Source organism: Sediminicola sp. 1XM1-17 (assembly GCF_037203765.1).
Classification (GTDB): Bacteria; Bacteroidota; Bacteroidia; order Flavobacteriales; family Flavobacteriaceae; genus Sediminicola.
Window position 1 is genome coordinate 94399 of the sequence record NZ_JBBCAS010000001.1, and the last position, 18684, is coordinate 113082.

General features: G+C 40.9%; 17 protein-coding genes. 5 read left to right on the plus strand and 12 right to left on the minus strand.

Annotation, left to right across the window (positions count from 1 at the left end):
- Nucleotides 1-33: 33 nt before the first annotated feature.
- The 7 genes from WAA86_RS00460 to WAA86_RS00490 form a co-directional block, all read right to left on the minus strand.
- Nucleotides 34-618 (minus strand): DUF3332 domain-containing protein, encoded by a 585-nt coding sequence (locus WAA86_RS00460; protein WP_337298999.1) that lies wholly within the window; start codon nt 616-618, stop codon nt 34-36.
- An 87-nt stretch (nt 619-705) separates the two neighbouring features.
- The gene (locus WAA86_RS00465; RefSeq protein ID WP_337299000.1) at nt 706-2691 is read right to left on the minus strand and encodes an OmpA family protein; all 1986 of its coding nucleotides are present in this window, start codon (nt 2689-2691) and stop codon (nt 706-708) included.
- Nucleotides 2692-2693: 2 nt separating this feature from the next.
- The gene (locus WAA86_RS00470; RefSeq protein WP_337299001.1) at nt 2694-3596 is read right to left on the minus strand and encodes a PorP/SprF family type IX secretion system membrane protein; all 903 of its coding nucleotides are present in this window, start codon (nt 3594-3596) and stop codon (nt 2694-2696) included.
- Nucleotides 3597-3599: 3 nt separating this feature from the next.
- Complete coding sequence (locus tag WAA86_RS00475) at nt 3600-6290, minus strand: gliding motility-associated C-terminal domain-containing protein (protein WP_337299002.1); 2691 nt, start codon at nt 6288-6290, stop codon at nt 3600-3602.
- A 226-nt stretch (nt 6291-6516) separates the two neighbouring features.
- On the minus strand, nt 6517-6777 hold the full coding sequence (gene rpmA / locus WAA86_RS00480; RefSeq protein ID WP_163420359.1) for a 50S ribosomal protein L27: 261 nt from the start codon (nt 6775-6777) through the stop codon (nt 6517-6519).
- A 22-nt stretch (nt 6778-6799) separates the two neighbouring features.
- Nucleotides 6800-7312 (minus strand): 50S ribosomal protein L21, encoded by a 513-nt coding sequence (gene rplU, locus WAA86_RS00485; protein WP_337299003.1) that lies wholly within the window; start codon nt 7310-7312, stop codon nt 6800-6802.
- 114 nt (nt 7313-7426) lie between these two features.
- Nucleotides 7427-7867, minus strand: a complete 441-nt coding sequence (locus WAA86_RS00490; RefSeq protein WP_337299004.1) for a DUF4199 domain-containing protein — start codon at nt 7865-7867, stop codon at nt 7427-7429.
- A 178-nt stretch (nt 7868-8045) separates the two neighbouring features.
- Here WAA86_RS00490 and WAA86_RS00495 point away from each other — a divergent pair, with 178 nt between their 5' ends.
- On the plus strand, nt 8046-9368 hold the full coding sequence (locus WAA86_RS00495) for a M16 family metallopeptidase (RefSeq protein ID WP_337299005.1): 1323 nt from the start codon (nt 8046-8048) through the stop codon (nt 9366-9368).
- Nucleotides 9369-9375: 7 nt separating this feature from the next.
- Nucleotides 9376-11445 (plus strand): M16 family metallopeptidase, encoded by a 2070-nt coding sequence (locus tag WAA86_RS00500; protein WP_337299484.1) that lies wholly within the window; start codon nt 9376-9378, stop codon nt 11443-11445.
- Between the two features lie 36 nt (nt 11446-11481).
- Here WAA86_RS00500 and WAA86_RS00505 read toward each other — a convergent pair whose 3' ends face one another.
- Complete coding sequence (locus WAA86_RS00505) at nt 11482-12372, minus strand: DMT family transporter (protein ID WP_337299006.1); 891 nt, start codon at nt 12370-12372, stop codon at nt 11482-11484.
- A 150-nt stretch (nt 12373-12522) separates the two neighbouring features.
- Between WAA86_RS00505 and WAA86_RS00510 the strand changes: the two genes are divergently transcribed.
- Nucleotides 12523-12939 carry a hypothetical protein gene (locus WAA86_RS00510; RefSeq protein WP_337299007.1) on the plus strand — a complete coding sequence of 139 codons (417 nt, stop codon included), beginning with the start codon at nt 12523-12525 and terminating at the stop codon, nt 12937-12939.
- 54 nt (nt 12940-12993) lie between these two features.
- Here WAA86_RS00510 and gldD read toward each other — a convergent pair whose 3' ends face one another.
- Genes gldD through mutY form a run of 4 tightly spaced genes read right to left on the minus strand, consistent with a single transcriptional unit; the run spans nt 12994 to nt 16428 of the window.
- Complete coding sequence (gene gldD, locus WAA86_RS00515) at nt 12994-13551, minus strand: gliding motility lipoprotein GldD (RefSeq protein ID WP_337299008.1); 558 nt, start codon at nt 13549-13551, stop codon at nt 12994-12996.
- The gene (locus WAA86_RS00520; protein ID WP_337299009.1) at nt 13541-14869 is read right to left on the minus strand and encodes a gliding motility-associated protein GldE; all 1329 of its coding nucleotides are present in this window, start codon (nt 14867-14869) and stop codon (nt 13541-13543) included. Before WAA86_RS00520 ends, gldD begins: the two co-directional genes overlap by 11 nt.
- Before the next feature lie 26 nt (nt 14870-14895).
- A complete protein-coding gene (gene ssb / locus WAA86_RS00525) occupies nt 14896-15366 on the minus strand; it encodes a single-stranded DNA-binding protein (protein ID WP_337299010.1) in 471 nt (156 codons plus the stop codon).
- 24 nt (nt 15367-15390) lie between these two features.
- Nucleotides 15391-16428, minus strand: coding sequence for an A/G-specific adenine glycosylase (gene mutY, locus WAA86_RS00530; protein ID WP_337299011.1), 1038 nt, complete (start codon nt 16426-16428; stop codon nt 15391-15393).
- Nucleotides 16429-16555: 127 nt separating this feature from the next.
- On the opposite strand from mutY, the gene WAA86_RS00535 reads away from it, so the two are divergent.
- Nucleotides 16556-16846, plus strand: coding sequence for an HU family DNA-binding protein (locus WAA86_RS00535; RefSeq protein ID WP_062059236.1), 291 nt, complete (start codon nt 16556-16558; stop codon nt 16844-16846).
- Nucleotides 16847-17115: 269 nt separating this feature from the next.
- Nucleotides 17116-18663: a ribonuclease E/G gene (locus WAA86_RS00540; protein ID WP_337299012.1), complete on the plus strand. Its 1548-nt coding sequence runs from the start codon at nt 17116-17118 to the stop codon at nt 18661-18663.
- Nucleotides 18664-18684: the final 21 nt, after the last annotated feature.

The following is an 18684-nucleotide window of genomic DNA, read 5'->3' on the forward strand; positions in this document are numbered from 1 at the left end:
AGAACCAAGGGCTTTAACTTGCCATAGCTATTTTTAATCTACCTCGGCCAACATACCGTCCAAGTAATAGCAATCTGTCTGCTCTTTAAGCACGGCCAATCCTTCCTCTCTAGGCTGTAAAGGATTTATTTTAACTTCTTCCCCATTGGGCATGTACACAATGTAAAAACCTTCTTTAAAGGAAGAAAGCTTTATAATTTCTCCATTGGGTTTAATGGCATTCCATGATTTTTCATGGGGCTTATAGACCAAATCAACCTTGTTGCCTTTTTTAGGGCCTTCCAATACAGTAATTTCCATTCTGTTTTTAGAGGCAATCATTTCATAGGTATTACCGTCTTTTTCCACGATCTGTACTTCCGAATCCCCATCATCCATGGCGATTGGATTGGAACCCGACCAAAATTCGATCACGTTGAAGATTAGCGCATCCCCTACGAAAAAGAGGCCATACACGGGAATAATGTTGAGTCCCCAAAAGATCAAGTTGTTCACGAACCTACTATCGGAAACACCCTGATTCCAATCTTTCAGGTTGTTGAAGGCACTAAAAGAGCCCAAACAACTGGAGAACAATAAGGACAGGGAAAGAAAACTGCAGGCTATCAATTTTTTCATAATATGGTAGTTTTATTGTTTGATATGTTAAAATTAACCGCTCCCCGCTCTAAAAACCATCCCTATTAAATAAAAAAAGGACTCATATCAATATTTTATAATCTCGAACTCGCTCCTTCTATTTTTTTGATGGTCTACCTCTGAGCATTCAGCACTGCAATCCATAAGCGGTATAGATTCTCCATACCCCTTAAAACTCATCCTTCTTGCATCTACACCACCCACAGTTGACAAATAATTTCTGGTGGACTCTGCCCTTTTCTCGGAAAGCACCTGATTGTAAATATCGGTTCCCCTATTGTCTGTATGGGCACTGATTTTAATCTGAAGGCTTGGATATTTAATCATTTTGGCAGTTAGCCCATCCAATATTTTTTTGGAGTCACTGCGGATCTCCCACCTGTCAAAATCAAAATAAATAGGCGGCATGTCAAAATACAACTTGCCGTCCTTACTAATGATTCTAGGGGGATCGGGGTCTGCCAATAATAGTTTGATTACCTCTTGGGAAGCCACTGATTTGTCCTTAATAATATCTTCAATTAGAGCTGTTTCATTTTTAACAAGCAATATCACATGTTTTTGATCTTGCTCGTCTTTTGCATCCACCACCATCACTTTGTCAAGATAACCCACTACCCTTACTTCATAAGTATATGTCCCGGGCAAAAGATTGCTGTTGAACCGGGCAATACTGTCCAAAGTGTTCTGATAAACAATACTATCGTTTAAATACAGTACAACTTCTGAATTGGGGATGTACTCGTGGGTTACCATATCCCTTACTTCAAACTGATTGATGTATTCTCGTTTAAAAATCTCCCCTGTTTGCTCAAAACTGTAGACATCATCATTTTTGTCATCCCGGTTGGAGGCGAAATAACCTGTTTTAATATCATTGTACCGCATTCCAAAATCGTCATAACGGGAATTGATGGGTGCCCCTAAATTTATTGGTTTACTAAATTTTCCGTCCTTCCATTCAGATACAAATACATCTAACATACCCAGTCCCAAATGACCATTGGATGAAAAAAACAAATGCCCTTCTTCTGAAATATATGGGAACTGCTCCCTATTCTCCGTATTGACAATGTAGCTCAAGTTTTTTAGCGTACCATAGGTGCCATCACCATTGATGGTCACGTAATAAATGTCGTATTCGCCTACACTTCCAAGGACATTCGAAGAGAAATACAGTCTTTTCCCATCCGGACTTAGGGTTGGGTGTTCAAAGGTATACTCACTTGAACTAAAAGGAAGTTTGGTAGGCTTCTGCCATTTGCCGTCCCTTTTAACACTAATAAACAACTGCACATTGTTATTGTTGTCCTCATCAAAGACAGCCTTGCCTTCTTCAATATCGCTTTTGGAAAGATATAGGGTATCCCCACTTTTAGAAAAACAGAATGACCCTTCATGAAGACTGGAATTTATCGAACTAGAGATGGAACTTGGCTCGCCCACCGCTTTATTCTCCTTATTGACACCAAAACTGTAAATATCGAGGAACGGCCTATGGGTCCAATTGTACTTTTTATCATTCGCATTTCCCCTATCGGATGTAAAATAAATGGAGTCCCCTAATTTTAGGGCTCCGAAATCTGCCGCATCAGAATTGAAAGGAGCCTTTTTTATTTCATAATCCGCCTTCTTAAGCTTAAAGGTCTCTACCTCTTCCCTTGCCTCATCTTTACGGGGAGGCAGTATTCCCCTGTTATTTTTGAACAACACCAGATAATCTATTGCCCTTTCATAGTCGCCCACCGCCGAAAGGAACTGATAGTGCATAAAATTATACTTATTGTCGTAGTATTTGTCTTCCTCCTTGAATCTACCATTGAACAATTGGGCTAGGGACTGAATGGCCTTTTCATATTGAAAGGTGTTATAATAACATATGGCCAATTTTTGTAAGGTTTCCTTACTGTTGTCCTTTTTCCATTGCAATTCATAGAATTCTGCGGCATTGAGGTAATCTCCTGCCTCAAAATAGCGGTCAGCCCTATTCTTCTGTCCCAATACCGATTGGAAACCAATAATAAAGACAATAATGGCGAGTTTTTTTACCATAATCAATAGAACCTTGGTGAGGTATATTTTTTAGATCTTACAAATTCAAAATTGTACAATAGGATGATTTCGTGGCTACCATTATTGAAATCATTCAATTTATTTGTATTATAATCGTAGGCGTAACCTATTCTAAAATTATAGGCAAGATCCACAGCAGCCAAAAAAGCGACAGACTCTTGATACCTATAGGAAATCCCTGCTTCAAAGGTATCATAGACCAATGCATTCATAGACAGGTCAAAGCTCAGGGGTGTACCCAATGCTTGTTTTACCACAAAGGACGGTTTAAGTTTTAAGTCCCTGTTCATCTCAAAAATATATCCGGACATAAGGTAGAATTGCATCTTGCGCTCATATAGGTTTTCGTTGTTGGAATTGATATCAGCAGGAAGAAAATTAGGCGCAGACAGGCCTATATAGTAGTTGTCTGAAAACAAAAAAGCCCCTGCCCCTATATTGATCAAGGTCCTATTACTATTTTGAAAACTAGGGTCTTGATTTACATTGGTTCGGGAAAAATCGAAGGCCAGGTCACTGATCCCCGCCTTAAGACCCATGGAAAGTTTTGTGTCCCTGTTCAGTTGTATGATATAGGCATAATTGACCCCAAAGGTATTTTCGGTAAGTACATCCCCTATCTGGTCATTGACATAATTAAAGCTTAATTCCGTTTTCTCATTTAAGGGCAGATTCGCAAAAACATTTGCTGTTCTGGGGGCACCTTCTATACCTGTCCATTGGGTCCTGTAAAGGCTGCCCAAATAAAGAATTCCCGGGTCATTGGTCACGTAAGCGGGGTTCACCACATTCATATTGTACATATACTGGGTATACTGTGCTTCCTGTTGTGCGCTGCACAGGGCGACAAGGAATAGTAATATGATGCTTATGTTCTGTTTCATGCACTATTTACTCAAATAAAAAGTATCCTGGAATGCTCCATTAATATTATCGTTGGGCTCAAATACAAAGAAATAGACCCCAGAGGGCAGATCATTACCCAAACTAGGTGCTATATTTGAAAGGCCAGAAAAATAAGGCGTCCCTGTTCTTCCCTTGTAAACTTTTGCCCCGAACCTATTATAGATGGTAATCTGGAAATCTGGAAACGCATTTTCAAGATCCCCCAAATCCAAAACATCATTGATACCGTCGTTATTGGGAGAAACACCGTCCATTACATTTGGTTTGCAGTTGTTGGCAGCACCAATATTAAAAATGGTAACGGTCATGGGCACTCTTACCGATTCACATCCGTTCGGGTCCACATTGGCTACATAATATGTTTTGTTTTTCAATACCGAATCCGCACTTAAAACTTCATCAGATTCTAGCGATTCGTACCAAACGAAATCCATATTACTGTTAACGTTTACAGACTGAAGGGTAGCCCCTTCCAAAATACAATAGCTCTGATCTGAAACCATGGGGGCCTCAACGGTGGTTATACTAACCTGAATGGCTGCCATATCCGGGGTGCATGTATTTCCTCTATCGATTCTATATTCCAACCCCAAAGTACTATTAGAGACCGTAACGAGATCTAGTATCCCTTGATCCACCAAGGTATTGGACGAGGTAATATAAAAATCCCCATCGGTATCTGTTGCACTGTCCAATAATAGGAATAAATCTACCAGCCCTTCAGACTGACAAAGAGTAACATTAAAATCCATTCCGGCTTCAGGTTTTGGATTGACCGTAACACTGACAATTGCCTCCTCGGCCGCACAGGGTCCATTAGCAGGCACCGTATATACATAATCCCCCGACACACCCGTATTTGGATCAAAAACACCCATAAAAGACTCGGAATACCCCCCTGGCCCACTCCAAGTTCCATTACTGCTTTTTGTTCCGGTAAGCAAATCAAACAGGTTAAAAGCGGCGGCATCGGAGCAAAACTCAATGCTGGTTCCCACACCGGCAAAACTTGGTTCGAAAACCGTAAAATTCAATTGGGCTTCATCTACACAGCTCCCGTTATTTGTGGTAGTATAGGTAAAATTATAAGTCTGGCTACCTACTAATGGAGCAGCAACAAAATCATTTGGGATTACATTACCTAGACCATCGGTCCACTCCCCATTGGAACCTCTATAAACTGCCGTACCATTGGTTGCCAAATGGGAAATAAGATCTATGGGAGCACCATCCATGCACAGCTCTATATTAGCTGTGTCCTCACCTGCGTACAAAGGGTCTGTTATGACCACGGTCACCAGAGCACTTTCGGAACCACAAGGTGTTGCACTGCTGAAACTCGCATCACATTCATTGGATTTATAACTGAGTGTTGGGCAGTTGCCACTGCAGTTGATTGACGCATCCACATCGTATCTAAATACATAGGTTCCCACCCCAAGACCCGATATATCCACAACGCCTGCGGTAGTTATGGCAGGGGTGGCAGGGCCTGAAACGAAAGACCAATGGGCTTGGTCTCCCGGTTGGTAATCATAGGTAATACCATTTTCAGTGGTGAATACCAATTCATCCAGTAGGTCAATGGATGCAGGTTGGGTCCCATCCCTACAAACAATCCGATCCTGAGCCTGACCAAATGGTCGTAGGGCTTCAAAAATTATAAATGGAATTTCCGTTTCAGAATCAAAGCAGACCCCAGACCTTTTCTTGGCCGAATATTTAAAAGTAAATATTTCATAACCAAATCTGGGATTTGTACTGATCAGGTTATCGTATATATTTCTTATGTTCACTAACTGATCTGCCGGGTTGGATACCTCTCCTACAGTATTTAGACTTCCTGACCAGGTTCCTTCCAAATCTTCATCCAAAAGGTAAAGGTCATTGGACAGGGAAATATCAACATCATAGATGCCATTAATGATATCCTGTTCACAAATAGCGGCCGGATTGGACTCACCAGTGGAAGGCCTCCTGACCACAGAGACTCTAACATTTGTTCGCGATTCGGGAGTACAAGAACCTATCCCAGGAACAACATAGGTCAATGTGAAGGTCTCCTCTATGATACCACCTCCCGGTCGATAGGGAATATCCACATACAGATCTGACCCATCTATTTCTACAAAGCTTGGACTGCTACCTTCATAAATCCATGAACCGTTGAGATGTGGACTTGGTGTTGTCTGCAAGGCCTCAAAAAGATTGTACGGTTCTATGTCTGTACACGGACTCTCTGAGTTACACACTTGGGCATTAACAGAATTTGGTCCCGAGGGTGGCAGTGCGGTTCCTGAAAAAGCCCCTAGGATGACATTCATTATTAAAGCAGGGTCCGGACATCCATTTTGATAAAGGATATACGTATAATCATCGGCAGCCTCCGATGCATTGGAAAGTCCCCATAGATTTACGTCCCCAGTATTCGGATCAAGGACAAAATCAAAATTAGGGTCATTCCATGTTCCTATTCCCACATTATCACCCGTGGCATTGAAGTATTCGTCGTAAAGATTTATTATTCCATCAGGAAAAGTATCGCCGTCGCCATCAATGACGGTCATATCACAAATGGTGATCGTGACAGTCCCTTTATCTTCACATTGGGCGTGGATACCATAGGGCATCACCAATATTAAAGCAATGAGAATTCTTTGAAGTCTGTTCAATTTGGCTGGTTTACAATCAAAAATATTGAATTTATTTTGATAAAAACGATTTTTTCAGTCACCCAAATAAGAAGTTGGCTCAAAAAAAAATATTAATTACGCACTTTACCGTCCGTTTTTACCTACATTCTCAACACAGGGGCCAACATGTTACCCAATGAAAATAAGTCATAAAAAAACCCCCTTTGTTTCCAAAGAGGGTTTTAAATTTTAAAAGAGCGGTTCCTTATGCCTCGAAAGGTTCAATGGAAACGAAGGATTTACCTCCTGCTTTCTTCTCAAATTTTACAAGACCATCAACTCTAGCGTGTAGGGTATGATCTTTTCCAGCATAAACATTTTCACCTGGATTATGCTTAGTACCACGTTGTCTTACGATGATATTTCCAGCAACAGCAGCTTGTCCACCAAAAATCTTAACGCCCAAACGTTTCGATTCTGATTCCCTACCGTTCTTGGAACTACCAACACCTTTCTTATGTGCCATGATATTTTGTTTTAATTCTTAACTATTTACTTAAAGCGTCAATCAAGTCAGATTTTTTCATTGAAGAAATCCCTTCGATACCTTTTGCTTTTGCCATCTCTTTCAACTCAGCAACAGTATATTTGCTTAAGTCTTCAGTTTGGGCAGCCTCTTTTTTAGGAGCGGCAGCAGCTGGTTTAGCTTCTTTCTTTGGAGCTTCTTTCTTAGCAGCTTTTGTAGCGCCGGAAGCAACAATACTTTCAATTACAATCTCAGTCAAATACTGACGGTGACCGTTTTTCTTTTTGTAACCCTTACGTCTTTTCTTTTTGAAGACGATTACTTTGTCACCCTTAAGGTGCTTTACGACTTTCGCCTCAACAGCGGCTCCGTCTATAGCTGGGGCGCCAATTGTGATGTCCTTACCATCTTCCAACAAAAGAACGTTATCAAAGGTAACTTTGCTACCTTCTTCGTCTTGCAAGCGGTGAACATACACTTTTTGGTCTTTTGCAACTTTAAATTGCTGCCCTGCTATCTCTACAATTGCGTACATAGCGTGTATATTAATTATTAATTCAAAGATTACCTATTTTTACATAGGCGGGTGCAAATATACTGCTAAATTGCTAACCTACAAGTGTTTTTTTATTTTTAATGAGGTTGTTTTTTAATTTTTCTTAGTTGTTTTGAACAACTGCATAAAGGCCAAGGTCAACACCAAGGAAGTGGAAAAACCCATGATAGCTACCGTAAAGAAAACGATCCCCCCTTCTGTCTTATAATCTTTGAACCAAACCTTGGATAGCTCAGCCAAGAAACCAGTATTAATTTCTGTAGCATAAAAGGCGAAAAAAATAGTAAATATAATGGTCGCCATAAATCCAGTAACGATACCAGCACTAAACCCTTTAGCATAGTTGAAGGCATTCCCGTCCTGAATACGGAGGTACTTGATGGCCTCGTAAATCCCGAAGCCGGTGATAACACCGTTAAAAAGACTGTAAAATACATTGGTATGCAGGCCAAAAAGCGACAATATTAAAAAGTACGCAATCAGGGAGCCACTGGTGGCAATTCCAAATCTAATAGGAAGAGCAAATCTCATCATATGCTAATAATTTTGGTTTAGACCATTAAGTTACAGAATATTCATCATTTCTTCCAATAATTCTCTATAAAGAATTAAGAAGCCCGCAAAAATATACAGAAAATACTCTTCATTGTTGTAACAAATTCTGTATTTTGCTACTAACTAAACACAATCGAGAATTTAAACACTGATTACAATGAAAGGAAAATTATTATTGGCTGTTTGTACGCTGTTCACAGCAACACAGATAGGGGCCCAAGAAGTGGCCTATGAGGAATATGACCTGGACAATGGACTCCATGTCATTTTACACCAGGACAATTCCGCTCCCTTGGTGACCACTTCTGTGATGTACCATGTAGGGGGCAAGGACAGAACGGAAGGAAGGACAGGATTTGCCCATTTTTTTGAACACCTTCTTTTTGAAGGGACCAAAAACATAGAAAGAGGCAAGTGGTTCGAAATAGTATCTTCCAATGGCGGAAGGAACAATGCCAACACCTCTCAAGACAGAACCTACTACTATGAAGTATTCCCCTCCAACAATTTAAAATTGGGACTTTGGTTGGAATCTGAGCGCATGCTTCATCCAGTGATTGACCAAAAAGGGATAGATACTCAAAATGAGGTGGTAAAGGAAGAGAAGAGACTACGCTATGACAATTCACCCTATGGCCAGATTCTTCCCGTAGTGGGCAAGAGCCTGTTTGAAAAACACCCTTACAAGGACCCGAACATTGGATATATGGCAGACCTTGATGCCGCCACCCTAGAGGATGTAGTGGCCTACAACAAAAAGTATTATGTTCCAAACAATGCTGTTTTGGTTGTAGCGGGTGATATCAATATCAGTGAGACCAAAAAAATGATACAGGATTATTTTGCACCTATCCCGAAGGGAGCACCTGTGACCAGAAATTATCCTACCGAAGAACCAATTACCAAAGAAGTTGAAATTACGGCCTACGACGCCAATATCCAGATACCGGCGGCCATTGTGGGATACAGAACTCCCGGCTTTAAAGAAAGGGATGCCTATGTTCTGGATATGATATCATCTTACCTTAGTGACGGAAAGAGCTCAAAACTTTACAAAAAAATGGTGGACGAGCAGAAACAGGCCCTTCAAATTGGCGCCTTTAATATTGGGCAGGAAGATTATGGAATGTACCTCATTTTTGGGCTTCCTGTAGGTGAAACTAGTCTGGACACCTTGGTCTCCGAGGCAGAGGAAGAAATTGCCAAGGTGAGAACCGATCTGATCTCAGAAAAAGATTACCAAAAACTACAGAACAAATTTGAAAATAGATTCGTGAATTCCAATTCAAGCGTGGAAGGAATCGCAGGATCATTGGCAACCAATTATCTTCTTTACGGGGACACCTCCCTGATCAATAAGGAAATCGAAATCTACAGATCTATTTCCAGAGAAGAAATGAAGGCTGTTGCCAACAAATATCTGAACCCTAACCAACGCGTGGTTATCGATTATTTACCAGAACAAAAACCAGCAAATTAACAACATGATGAAAAAAATAATAACAACTCTGGTTTTGGCATTTATGGCCCTGACCATTAGTGCGCAGGTAGATAGAACCAAAATGCCCGAACCGGGACCTGCTCCCGAAATAAACCTCAAAGAGCCTGTTCGTTTTGAACTCAAGAACGGCCTTAAGGTATTGGTTGTGGAAAACCACAAACTCCCACGGGTCAATATTCAACTCCTTATAGACAATCCGCCTATCGCAGAAGGGAAAAAGGCCGGGGTGCGCTCCTTTGTTTCCAGCCTATTGGGCAATGGATCCACAACTATCTCCAAAGACGCCTTCAACGAAGAGGTAGACTTTTTAGGGGCAAGTATTAGTTTTGGCTCCCAAAGTGCCCGTGCAAGTTCCTTATCAAAATACTTCCCAAGGATACTGGAATTAATGGCTGATGCCGCAATAAACCCCAATTTTACCCAAGAGGAATTTGATAAGGAAAAAGACAAATTGATCACTGGGCTAAAATCCCAAGAGAAGGATGTTTCTGCCATTGCCAGCAGGGCTCAGGCGGCTCTTGCCTATGGAAAGGAGCACCCATATGGTGAGTTCACCACTGAAGAAACCGTCAACAATGTTTCCCTTGCCGATGCGAAGCAGTTTTACAGCAGCTACTTTGTTCCTGCAAATGCTTATTTAATTGTCATTGGAGATGTAAATCCAAAAGAAGTTGAGAAAATGGTGAAGAAATACTTTACCCCTTGGACCAAAGCCACTCCTCCTTCTTTTGAGTACACCAATCCAAAAGATGCCCTGTACACACAAATCAATTTTGTGGATGTCCCTAACGCAGTGCAATCCGAAATTGCTGTTGAAAGTTTGGTTAATTTAAAAATGAGCAGTCCAGATTACTTGGCGGCCCTGGTAACCAATCAGATATTAGGTGGAGGGGGTGAAGGCCGTTTATTCCTAAATCTAAGGGAAGACAAAGGCTACACTTATGGCTCTTATTCCCGAGTGGGCAATGACAAATATGCCCCGTCAAGATTTATGGCCACGGCAAGTGTCAGAAACGCGGTAACCGACAGCTCTGTAGTGGAGATTCTAAAGGAGATCGATAGGATAATAAAAGAACCCGTTACAGCAGAAGAACTGGCCAACACCAAGGAAAAGTATATCGGCAATTTTATCATGGCCCTTGAAAGACCTGAGACTATTGCTGGTTATGCATTGAACATAGAAACAGAAGGACTTCCGAAAGATTTTTACAAGACGTATCTGGAGCGCATCAATGCCATTACCATCGAAGAAGTGCAAGCCGCTGCCAAAAAGTATTTCAGCGTGGAAAAAGCAAGAGTAGTGGTAGCCGGAAAAGGCAGTGAGGTATTGGACAATTTGGAGCAGGTAACCTTTAATGGGAAAAAGATTCCAATCCATTATTATGACAAAGATGTCAACAAGGTGGACAAGCCCAAATATGAGGTAGCCATTCCGGAAGGCACCACGGCAAAAACCGTTCTTGAATCCTATTTGGAAGCCATAGGTGGCAAATCCAACTTGGAAAAAGTCAATTCCTTTGCCATGGTTGCCCAAGCAGAAATGCAAGGGATGAAGCTAGACCTTGAGATGAAAAAAACATCAAAAGACCAATTCATGCAAGACGTAAAGGTCATGGGGAATTCCATGAGCAAGCAGGTCATTGATGGCGATAAGGGGTATATGGTGATGCAAGGGCAGCGCAAAGAGCTAGAAGAAGAGGAGCTTAAAAAATTAAGGGCAGAATCTTCCCCTTTCCCAGAAATGGATTATTTAAATGGCAGTGCCACCTTGGAAGGAATTGAAATGATAGATGGTCAAAAGGCTTTTAAAATAAAAGTAACAGACGAAAAAACATCTTTTTACAGCATGGAGACAGGACTTAAAATTCAAGATGCCATAACCGTGGAAGCCCAAGGACAAAAAATGAGTACTACATTTGGATATGGTGATTACAAAGAAGTATCGGGAATTTTGTTCCCGTTCCAAATGATCCAAAGTATGGGCCCTCAAAAGATCGACTTTATCGTACAGGATATTAAGATAAACGATGGGGTGACCCCAGCGGATTTTCAATAATTGAACCTAATTTTTTTGGAAGCACCCAAGTCTGCCCTAAACAGTCTTGGGTGCTTTTCTTTTTTTGTTGACCATCCAAACGCCCAGCAGAATGATCAAGGCACCTATCAATTGATAGGCATTGAGCTTTTCCCCATCCCAAACACCCCATAAAACTGCTACCAAAGGAAGAACATAGGTCACCGAAGCGGCAAAAACAGGACTGGCAATACGTATCAATTTATTAAAGAACAAATTGGCGATGGCCGTGCCTACAATTCCCAGGACAAAGATATAGGCCATAGGCATATGCATGGCCTCATTGGACCACACCTCGGTAAAAAATCCAGAATAAACCAAAATGACCAAAGCCGGAAAAATTACCATGGCAAAGCTTCCTGCAGTTACCGCCAGCGGACTCAAATGAGACAGGTGTTTCTTTATTATGTTGATATTAAAGGCATATCCCATGGCAGACAGCAATATGAAGATGGCATACCAATAATTTTGGTTAGGGCTAAATTCCATCCCGGCAGCAATCAGGGCAACCGTTCCCAAAAGGCCAACAAATATTCCAAGTACCTGCTTTTTGGTGATAATGGCACCAAATAGGAGGGTCCCGATCAAAGCGGTATTCAATGGCACCAAGGAATTAAAAATAGCTGTTACCCCACTATCTATTTCTGTCTGCGCCAAAGCAAACAAAAATGGCGGAAAAAAAGAACTCAAAAATCCGGCCGCAGTGATCCATTTCCACTCCGATACGGTAATCGCCCTTAAACTTTGGAACCCTATGACCAATAAAAAGCTACCGGCAAAAACAATTCGCAACCCTCCTACCTGGATAGGACTTAGCCCCACCAATGCCTTTTTTATGAGAATAAATGACGACCCCCATATTAAGGACAAGAGTATTAAATAAAACCATTTTTTGGTCTGTTCGCTCATGGTCAGAAAATTTGAATGCAAAATTGAACTTTTATAACCAATTTTGAATCCATTGAACTGGCTTTTTATTTTAAATAGAAACTTGAAATATTCTTTCCTCGGGGAATTGGGCACGATATACTAATTTTGTGGTATTCCAAAACGAAACCGATGAGAACATCATTTATTAGTATAGCCTTATTATGTAGCCTAGCTTTATTTTCATGCAAAGAAGACAAGGAACAGCCCACAAAAATGGAAGAAGTCATGGCAGTCCACGATGAACTTATGCCCAAAATGGGAAAAATAGGGCGACTTGTAGGGGAGCTGAACAAAATGGAAGATTCCACTGAAACAGGACAGATCTATAGGGAAGCCAAATTGGACCTACAAGAAGCCAACAAGGCCATGATGGATTGGATGAAAGGCCTGGGTGACCGTTTTGATTACGAGGAAATCATGAAAGGCAAAGAGTTATCCGAACAAAAGCAGCAATGGCTAAAGGAGGAAGAAGAAAAAGTAAAAATCCTCAAGGAAAAAATAAATGGCAGTATTGAAAGGGCCGAGAAATTACTGGAGAGAAATTAACTGAATTTTTTTACACATAAAACAAAAGGAGGCCCTTGGGCCTCCTTTTGTTTTTCAATCGTTCCACCGCATGGTCTCCATAATCTGACGCACATCCTTTTGCAGGTGTACGGCAGCCGGTAAAATGGAATCATAATTGGGTTTGGTATAAAAATAAAGCGACCCCGTAACAAAATGGGAGATGCTATCTGTCAAATAAAATTGGGATTGGGAGGCGGCATTTCCCTTTACTTCATAATACATCCCGTACACCTTGTCCCCTTCGTTCACAAAGGGCTGCTCCAAAATATTGTCTGCCTTGGCCACGTGTTCGTAAGAGAACTTTTGGGCGTCTGACAGTAATTTCTGTAAGTTGCCCTCCACATTTTTGTAACTTATAAAAATAGACCCCTTCATATCCGGATAGTCAAGCGTCAAAGAACAATCCTTGTTGAGTTCCAAATGGGCCTGTTCGCTATATTCAAATCCATAGGCACAGTCGACCTCCAATTTTTTGGTAGCCATTTCCGGGTATTCCAATCGCAACATGGCCTTGGGCTTGGGAAACACCTCATCCTTGCAGCCTACCGCACAAATCAAAAGAAGGATCAAGAAAATAGCTTTAAAATTCATTAGGCAATGTTATTTTTATTTGTCTCAATCTCTTTTTGTCAAGGCTCTCCACTATAAAGGTATATCCTTTGAAAAAGATTTTCTCTCCCCTTTTGGGAAAGCTACCGGCAATTTCCAGCACAAAGCCAGCTATGGTCTCCGACTCCCCCTTGCGTTCCTCAAATTCCCCTTCGTGCTCTATCCTCGCTACACGGTAAAAGTCTTTCAATGCTGTTTTGCCATCAAATACATAGTTATAATCGTCCAATTTTGAAAAGACCAGGTCCTCATCATCAAACTCATCTATAATATCCCCAACAATTTCTTCAATGATATCCTCAAGGGTCACAATTCCAGATGTTCCACCATATTCGTCCACCACAATGGCCAAATGGTTCTTCTTTTCTTGGAATTCCATCAAAAGGTCATCCAACTTCTTATTCTCCGGAACAAAATATGGCTCACGCAACAGGGTGGACCAATTGAACATTTTACGCTCTATATAAGGCAAAAGATCCTTTACATAAAGTACCCCTTTCACATGGTCTATATTTTCCTCATATACCGGAACCCTGGAATAACCATTCTTTTTGATTTCCTCCAGGACTTCCAAAAATTTCATGTCCACATTAAGGGCAAAGATGTCTATCCTTGGCAACATTACCTGTTTGGTATCCGTGTTCCCAAAAGAGACGATGCCCTGTAATATCTTTTGCTCTTCTTTGGTGGTATCCCCTTCCGAGGTGAGCTCCAATGCCTGTGACAAATGATCCACACTTAGATTGGACTTCTGCTTTCCCAACCTACTGTGCAAGAACAGGGTCGCCGATCTCATGGGCATACTCAAGGGGGTAAAAACAAAATCCAACACCTTCAAGGGGTAGGCCATGGTATTGGAAAAACTTTTCCTGTTCCTATTGGCGTATATTTTTGGTAGGATCTCCCCAAACATTAAAATAAGAAAGGTAATCACGACGACTTCCAATAAAAAGCGCAGTGAAATTATTCCCAACCACATATAGGTAATATTGGCAAAAAGAGCATCCCCCATATTACTGAACAAAAGCACAATACCGATATTGATGGTATTGTTGGCAATGAGGATGGTAGCCAATAACTTTTTGGGACGTTCCAACAATTTGACCACGATATTTCCTTTGGCGGTCTTTTGTTCCATGATCTCGTTGATATCCGTTGGAGAAAGTCCAAACAGAGCAACTTCGGCTCCAGAAATTACTGCCGAACAACCGAGCAGCACTAGGAGAACAATTACTTGGAGTGACAATGCACTGTCCAAAACGAAAAAATTAAGCAGTAAACTAAAGGGGTCTGGATCCAACAGTCAAAATTTAGTATAGTATTAGTCTAGAAAGGTAAATCATCTTCCTCTTCTGGTGCACTGGTATGGGGTGCTGCTTTTGGGGAACTCGGCCCATGTGTGCTCGATGGTGCATTCCCGGAAGATGGTGCTCCCGTTGGGGCATTGGAAGAACTTTCATTTTTGGTTGTCAAAAAGGTAAAGTCCTGTACATGCACCTCGGTAGTGTAACGCGTGGTCCCGTCCTCTCCCTGCCATTGACGGTTTTTTAGTCTCCCTTCAACATATATTTTATCGCCCTTGCCCAAATATTTTTCGCAAATTTCGGCCGCCTTGTTTCTCACCACAACATTGTGCCAATCCGTATTGGTCACCCTTTCTCCAGTCTGTTTGTTCGTGTAGGTCTCATTGGTTGCCAAAGGAAAACGCGCAATACAGTTTCCCCCTTCAAAATAATGAATTTTAACCTCATCTCCCAGATGCCCAATCAGCATCACCTTATTTAATGTACCGCTCATAGTCGTAATCTTATATCAAAAATACTAAAATTTAAATGTATTTATAAAGTCTGCTATCAAAACAGGAACAGGAAATTCTTTCAGCGCTTCCGAGTTGACCCCATTCCGGTGTTTTCCCACACTTTTGACGATCCAAAATTTGGTGTGCAAATGCTGATGGGACAACTTGTGCACTATGGGCCTGTCATTGAACAGATAAATTTCCGAGGTTTCCTTTAGCTCCAAAACCGAACCCATAGCATTGGTTATTTCCTCCAACGAATAATTCCTTTCCGATTCCAATAAAGGAAATTCAAAAAGATTTTGCCAGATCCCTTTGCCCCTTCTTTGTCTTAGTTCAATGGTATTGTCCTGATCCAATACCACCAAGTAATTAAAATACCTGTTTCTTACCTTGGTAGTCTTTAATTTTACCGGTAAGGAATCAATACGTCCTTTTTCCAGGGCAGCACAACCTTCGTTTAAGGGACAGTGAAGGCAATAGGGATTTTTGGGGGCGCATTGCAATGCTCCAAATTCCATGATACCCTGATTATAATCTGCAATTTGATCGGCATCCATCACCTCTATCGCCAATTCCTTGAAGTACTTTATTCCTTCGGTACTATTAATAGGTATATCTATACCAAAATAACGCGACAGCACCCTGTATACATTTCCATCCACAACGGGCTGGGCCTCATCGAAACAAAAGGAGGCTATGGCACTGGCGGTATAATCACCGACACCCTTCAATTCCAACAAACCCCGATAGGACTTCGGAAATTGCCCATGATATTTTTCTGAAACTAATTTTGCCGTGGCGTGTAAATTTCGCGCCCTGGAATAATAGCCAAGACCCTGCCATAGCTTTAACACCTCTTCTTCTGAAGCGTTGGCCAGATCGTGCACTGAAGGAAAATGATCCAAAAACCGCTCGTAGTAGGGCATTCCCTGTGCTACGCGGGTCTGTTGCAGCATAATTTCAGATAGCCAAATCTTATAGGGATCTTTGGTGTTCCTCCATGGCAGGCTCCGTTTGTTGATGGAATACCAATGGATAATTTTCTGGGAAAAAGACATTTAAAAAATACTAAAGGACAAAAGTAAAGGTTTATAGACTTAAAATTAAGTCCTTTAAGATAAAAGATTGAATTTAATTCATATATTTGCAACCCGAAAAAAACACATAGAAAATCTATAATACAAAATGACAAAAGCAGACATTGTTACGAGAATCTCAGAAAAACTGGGTATTGAAAAAGGAGATGTGCAGGCTACTGTTGAAACTTTTATGGAAGAGGTAAAAACTTCATTGGAAAATGGAGACAATGTTTACTTAAGAGGTTTTGGTAGTTTCATTATTAAAACAAGAGCAGAAAAGACTGGTAGGAATATTTCCAAAAACACTACCATTAAAATACCTTCGCACAACATTCCTGCATTTAAACCTGCCAAGGTTTTTGTTGAAGGAGTAAAAAGCAACGTACAAGTTAAATAAAGTATTAACCCTAAAGTAAATTTTTATGCCTAGTGGTAAAAAGAGAAAAAGACATAAGGTAGCAACCCATAAACGCAAAAAGCGTAGGAGAGCTAACCGACACAAGAAAAAGTAGTTTTATAACTACTTTTTCTTTTTATTAAGTTCATTGACATAGAAATTCCATAACGGAATTTCGACGGGTTTTAACAGCCTGTTACAACTAATGTTTAATCCATTCGTCCCAATACCGATGTATATCATTGTGGGATGAGTATAAATTGATTCAGGTGAATAGAGAACTGATCGTAAGATCTAGTCCTGAAGCCGTCGATTTTGCCTTATTAAAGGATGGAAAACTTACAGAACTTCACAAGGAAGAAGAAAGTAACAACTTTACCGTTGGCGATATCTTAATTGCCAAAGTGCGTAAACCAGTTACTGGATTGAATGCTGCCTTCGTCAATGTTGGTTATGAGAAAGACGCCTTTCTGCATTACCACGACCTGGGACCACAGCTTTCGAGCATGTTGAAATTTGTAAAAAAAGCGAGTACGGGGAAATTGAAAGATTTTACCCTGAAAGATTTTCCATTTGAAAAAGAGATTGATAAGGATGGTAGCATCAACGATGTTATCAAGGCCAATCAATCATTATTGGTGCAAATTGTTAAAGAACCCATTTCCACAAAAGGACCCAGAATTAGTTCCGAGCTTTCATTGGCCGGACGATATTTGGTCATGGTCCCTTTTTCCGACCGGGTCTCCGTTTCACAGAAAATTGAGAGCAAGGAAGAAAAAGAAAGGCTAAAAAGGCTCGTCAAGAGCATTAAGCCCAAAGGATTTGGTGTTATTATCAGAACAGTTGCAGAAGGCAAAAAAGTAGCCGAACTGGACAGAGATCTACAGACCTTACTGACCAAATGGACAGTAATGTGCAAAAAATTGTATAAAGCTCCACATCCATCCAAAGTCCTGGTAGAACTGAACCGTGCATCCTCCATTTTAAGGGATGTTTTCAACGATACTTTCACAGGAATTTATGTAGATGATGAAACGCTTTACACCGAAGTAAAGGATTACGTGCAAGAAATTGCACCAGAAAAAGAATCTATTGTAAAGTTGTACGATTCCAATGTTCCAATTTTTGAAAAATTTGGAATAGATCGGCAAATTAAAACCTCCTTTGGCCGTACCGCCTCCATGAGTAAGGGTGCGTACTTGATCATAGAACATACCGAAGCGCTCCACGTGGTGGACGTTAACAGTGGTAACCGTTCCAATAAAGCAAAAAATCAAGAAGATACGGCTCTGGAAGTAAATTTGTTGGCAGCATCTGAAATTGCAAGACAATTGCGATTACGGGATATGGGAGGTATTATCGTTGTTGATTTCATCGATATGTCCAAACCTGACCACAGAAGGAAACTTTTTGACCACCTTAGGGATGAGATGAAAGATGACCGCGCCAAACACAAAATCTTGCCCCCGAGCAAGTTTGGTCTCATACAAATTACAAGACAACGGGTTAGGCCCGAAATGAACATCAAAACCAGTGAGGAAAATCCGAATGCCCCAGGGCAAGAAGTAGAAGCCCCAATAGTTTTGATCGATAAAATTAATTCTGACCTTGAAAAATTGTTGAAAGGCCCTGCAAGTGGCAATGGTATCATTTTAAATATACATCCATTTATTGCAGCCTATATCACAAAAGGTTTCCCATCTATTCGTTCCAAGTGGTTTTTGGAACATAAGAAATGGGTGAAAATTCAACCAAGGGATGCCTATACGTATCTCGAATACCGTTTTAAGAACAAGGACGGAAAAACCATATATTAATTAAAAGCGACTCCAGTAACG

Coding starts and splice junctions, on each gene's coding strand:
- WAA86_RS00500 (WP_337299484.1), top strand. CDS start 9,376: ATGAAAAAAATAATAACAACTCTGGTTTTGGCATTTATGGCCCTGACC.
- rplU (WP_337299003.1), bottom strand. CDS start 7,312: ATGTACGCAATTGTAGAGATAGCAGGGCAGCAATTTAAAGTTGCAAAA.
- rpmA (WP_163420359.1), bottom strand. CDS start 6,777: ATGGCACATAAGAAAGGTGTTGGTAGTTCCAAGAACGGTAGGGAATCA.
- WAA86_RS00505 (WP_337299006.1), bottom strand. CDS start 12,372: ATGAGCGAACAGACCAAAAAATGGTTTTATTTAATACTCTTGTCCTTA.
- gldD (WP_337299008.1), bottom strand. CDS start 13,551: ATGAATTTTAAAGCTATTTTCTTGATCCTTCTTTTGATTTGTGCGGTA.
- WAA86_RS00460 (WP_337298999.1), bottom strand. CDS start 618: ATGAAAAAATTGATAGCCTGCAGTTTTCTTTCCCTGTCCTTATTGTTC.
- mutY (WP_337299011.1), bottom strand. CDS start 16,428: ATGTCTTTTTCCCAGAAAATTATCCATTGGTATTCCATCAACAAACGG.
- WAA86_RS00495 (WP_337299005.1), top strand. CDS start 8,046: ATGAAAGGAAAATTATTATTGGCTGTTTGTACGCTGTTCACAGCAACA.
- WAA86_RS00490 (WP_337299004.1), bottom strand. CDS start 7,867: ATGATGAGATTTGCTCTTCCTATTAGATTTGGAATTGCCACCAGTGGC.
- WAA86_RS00470 (WP_337299001.1), bottom strand. CDS start 3,596: ATGAAACAGAACATAAGCATCATATTACTATTCCTTGTCGCCCTGTGC.
- WAA86_RS00465 (WP_337299000.1), bottom strand. CDS start 2,691: ATGGTAAAAAAACTCGCCATTATTGTCTTTATTATTGGTTTCCAATCG.
- ssb (WP_337299010.1), bottom strand. CDS start 15,366: ATGAGCGGTACATTAAATAAGGTGATGCTGATTGGGCATCTGGGAGAT.
- WAA86_RS00535 (WP_062059236.1), top strand. CDS start 16,556: ATGACAAAAGCAGACATTGTTACGAGAATCTCAGAAAAACTGGGTATT.
- WAA86_RS00510 (WP_337299007.1), top strand. CDS start 12,523: ATGAGAACATCATTTATTAGTATAGCCTTATTATGTAGCCTAGCTTTA.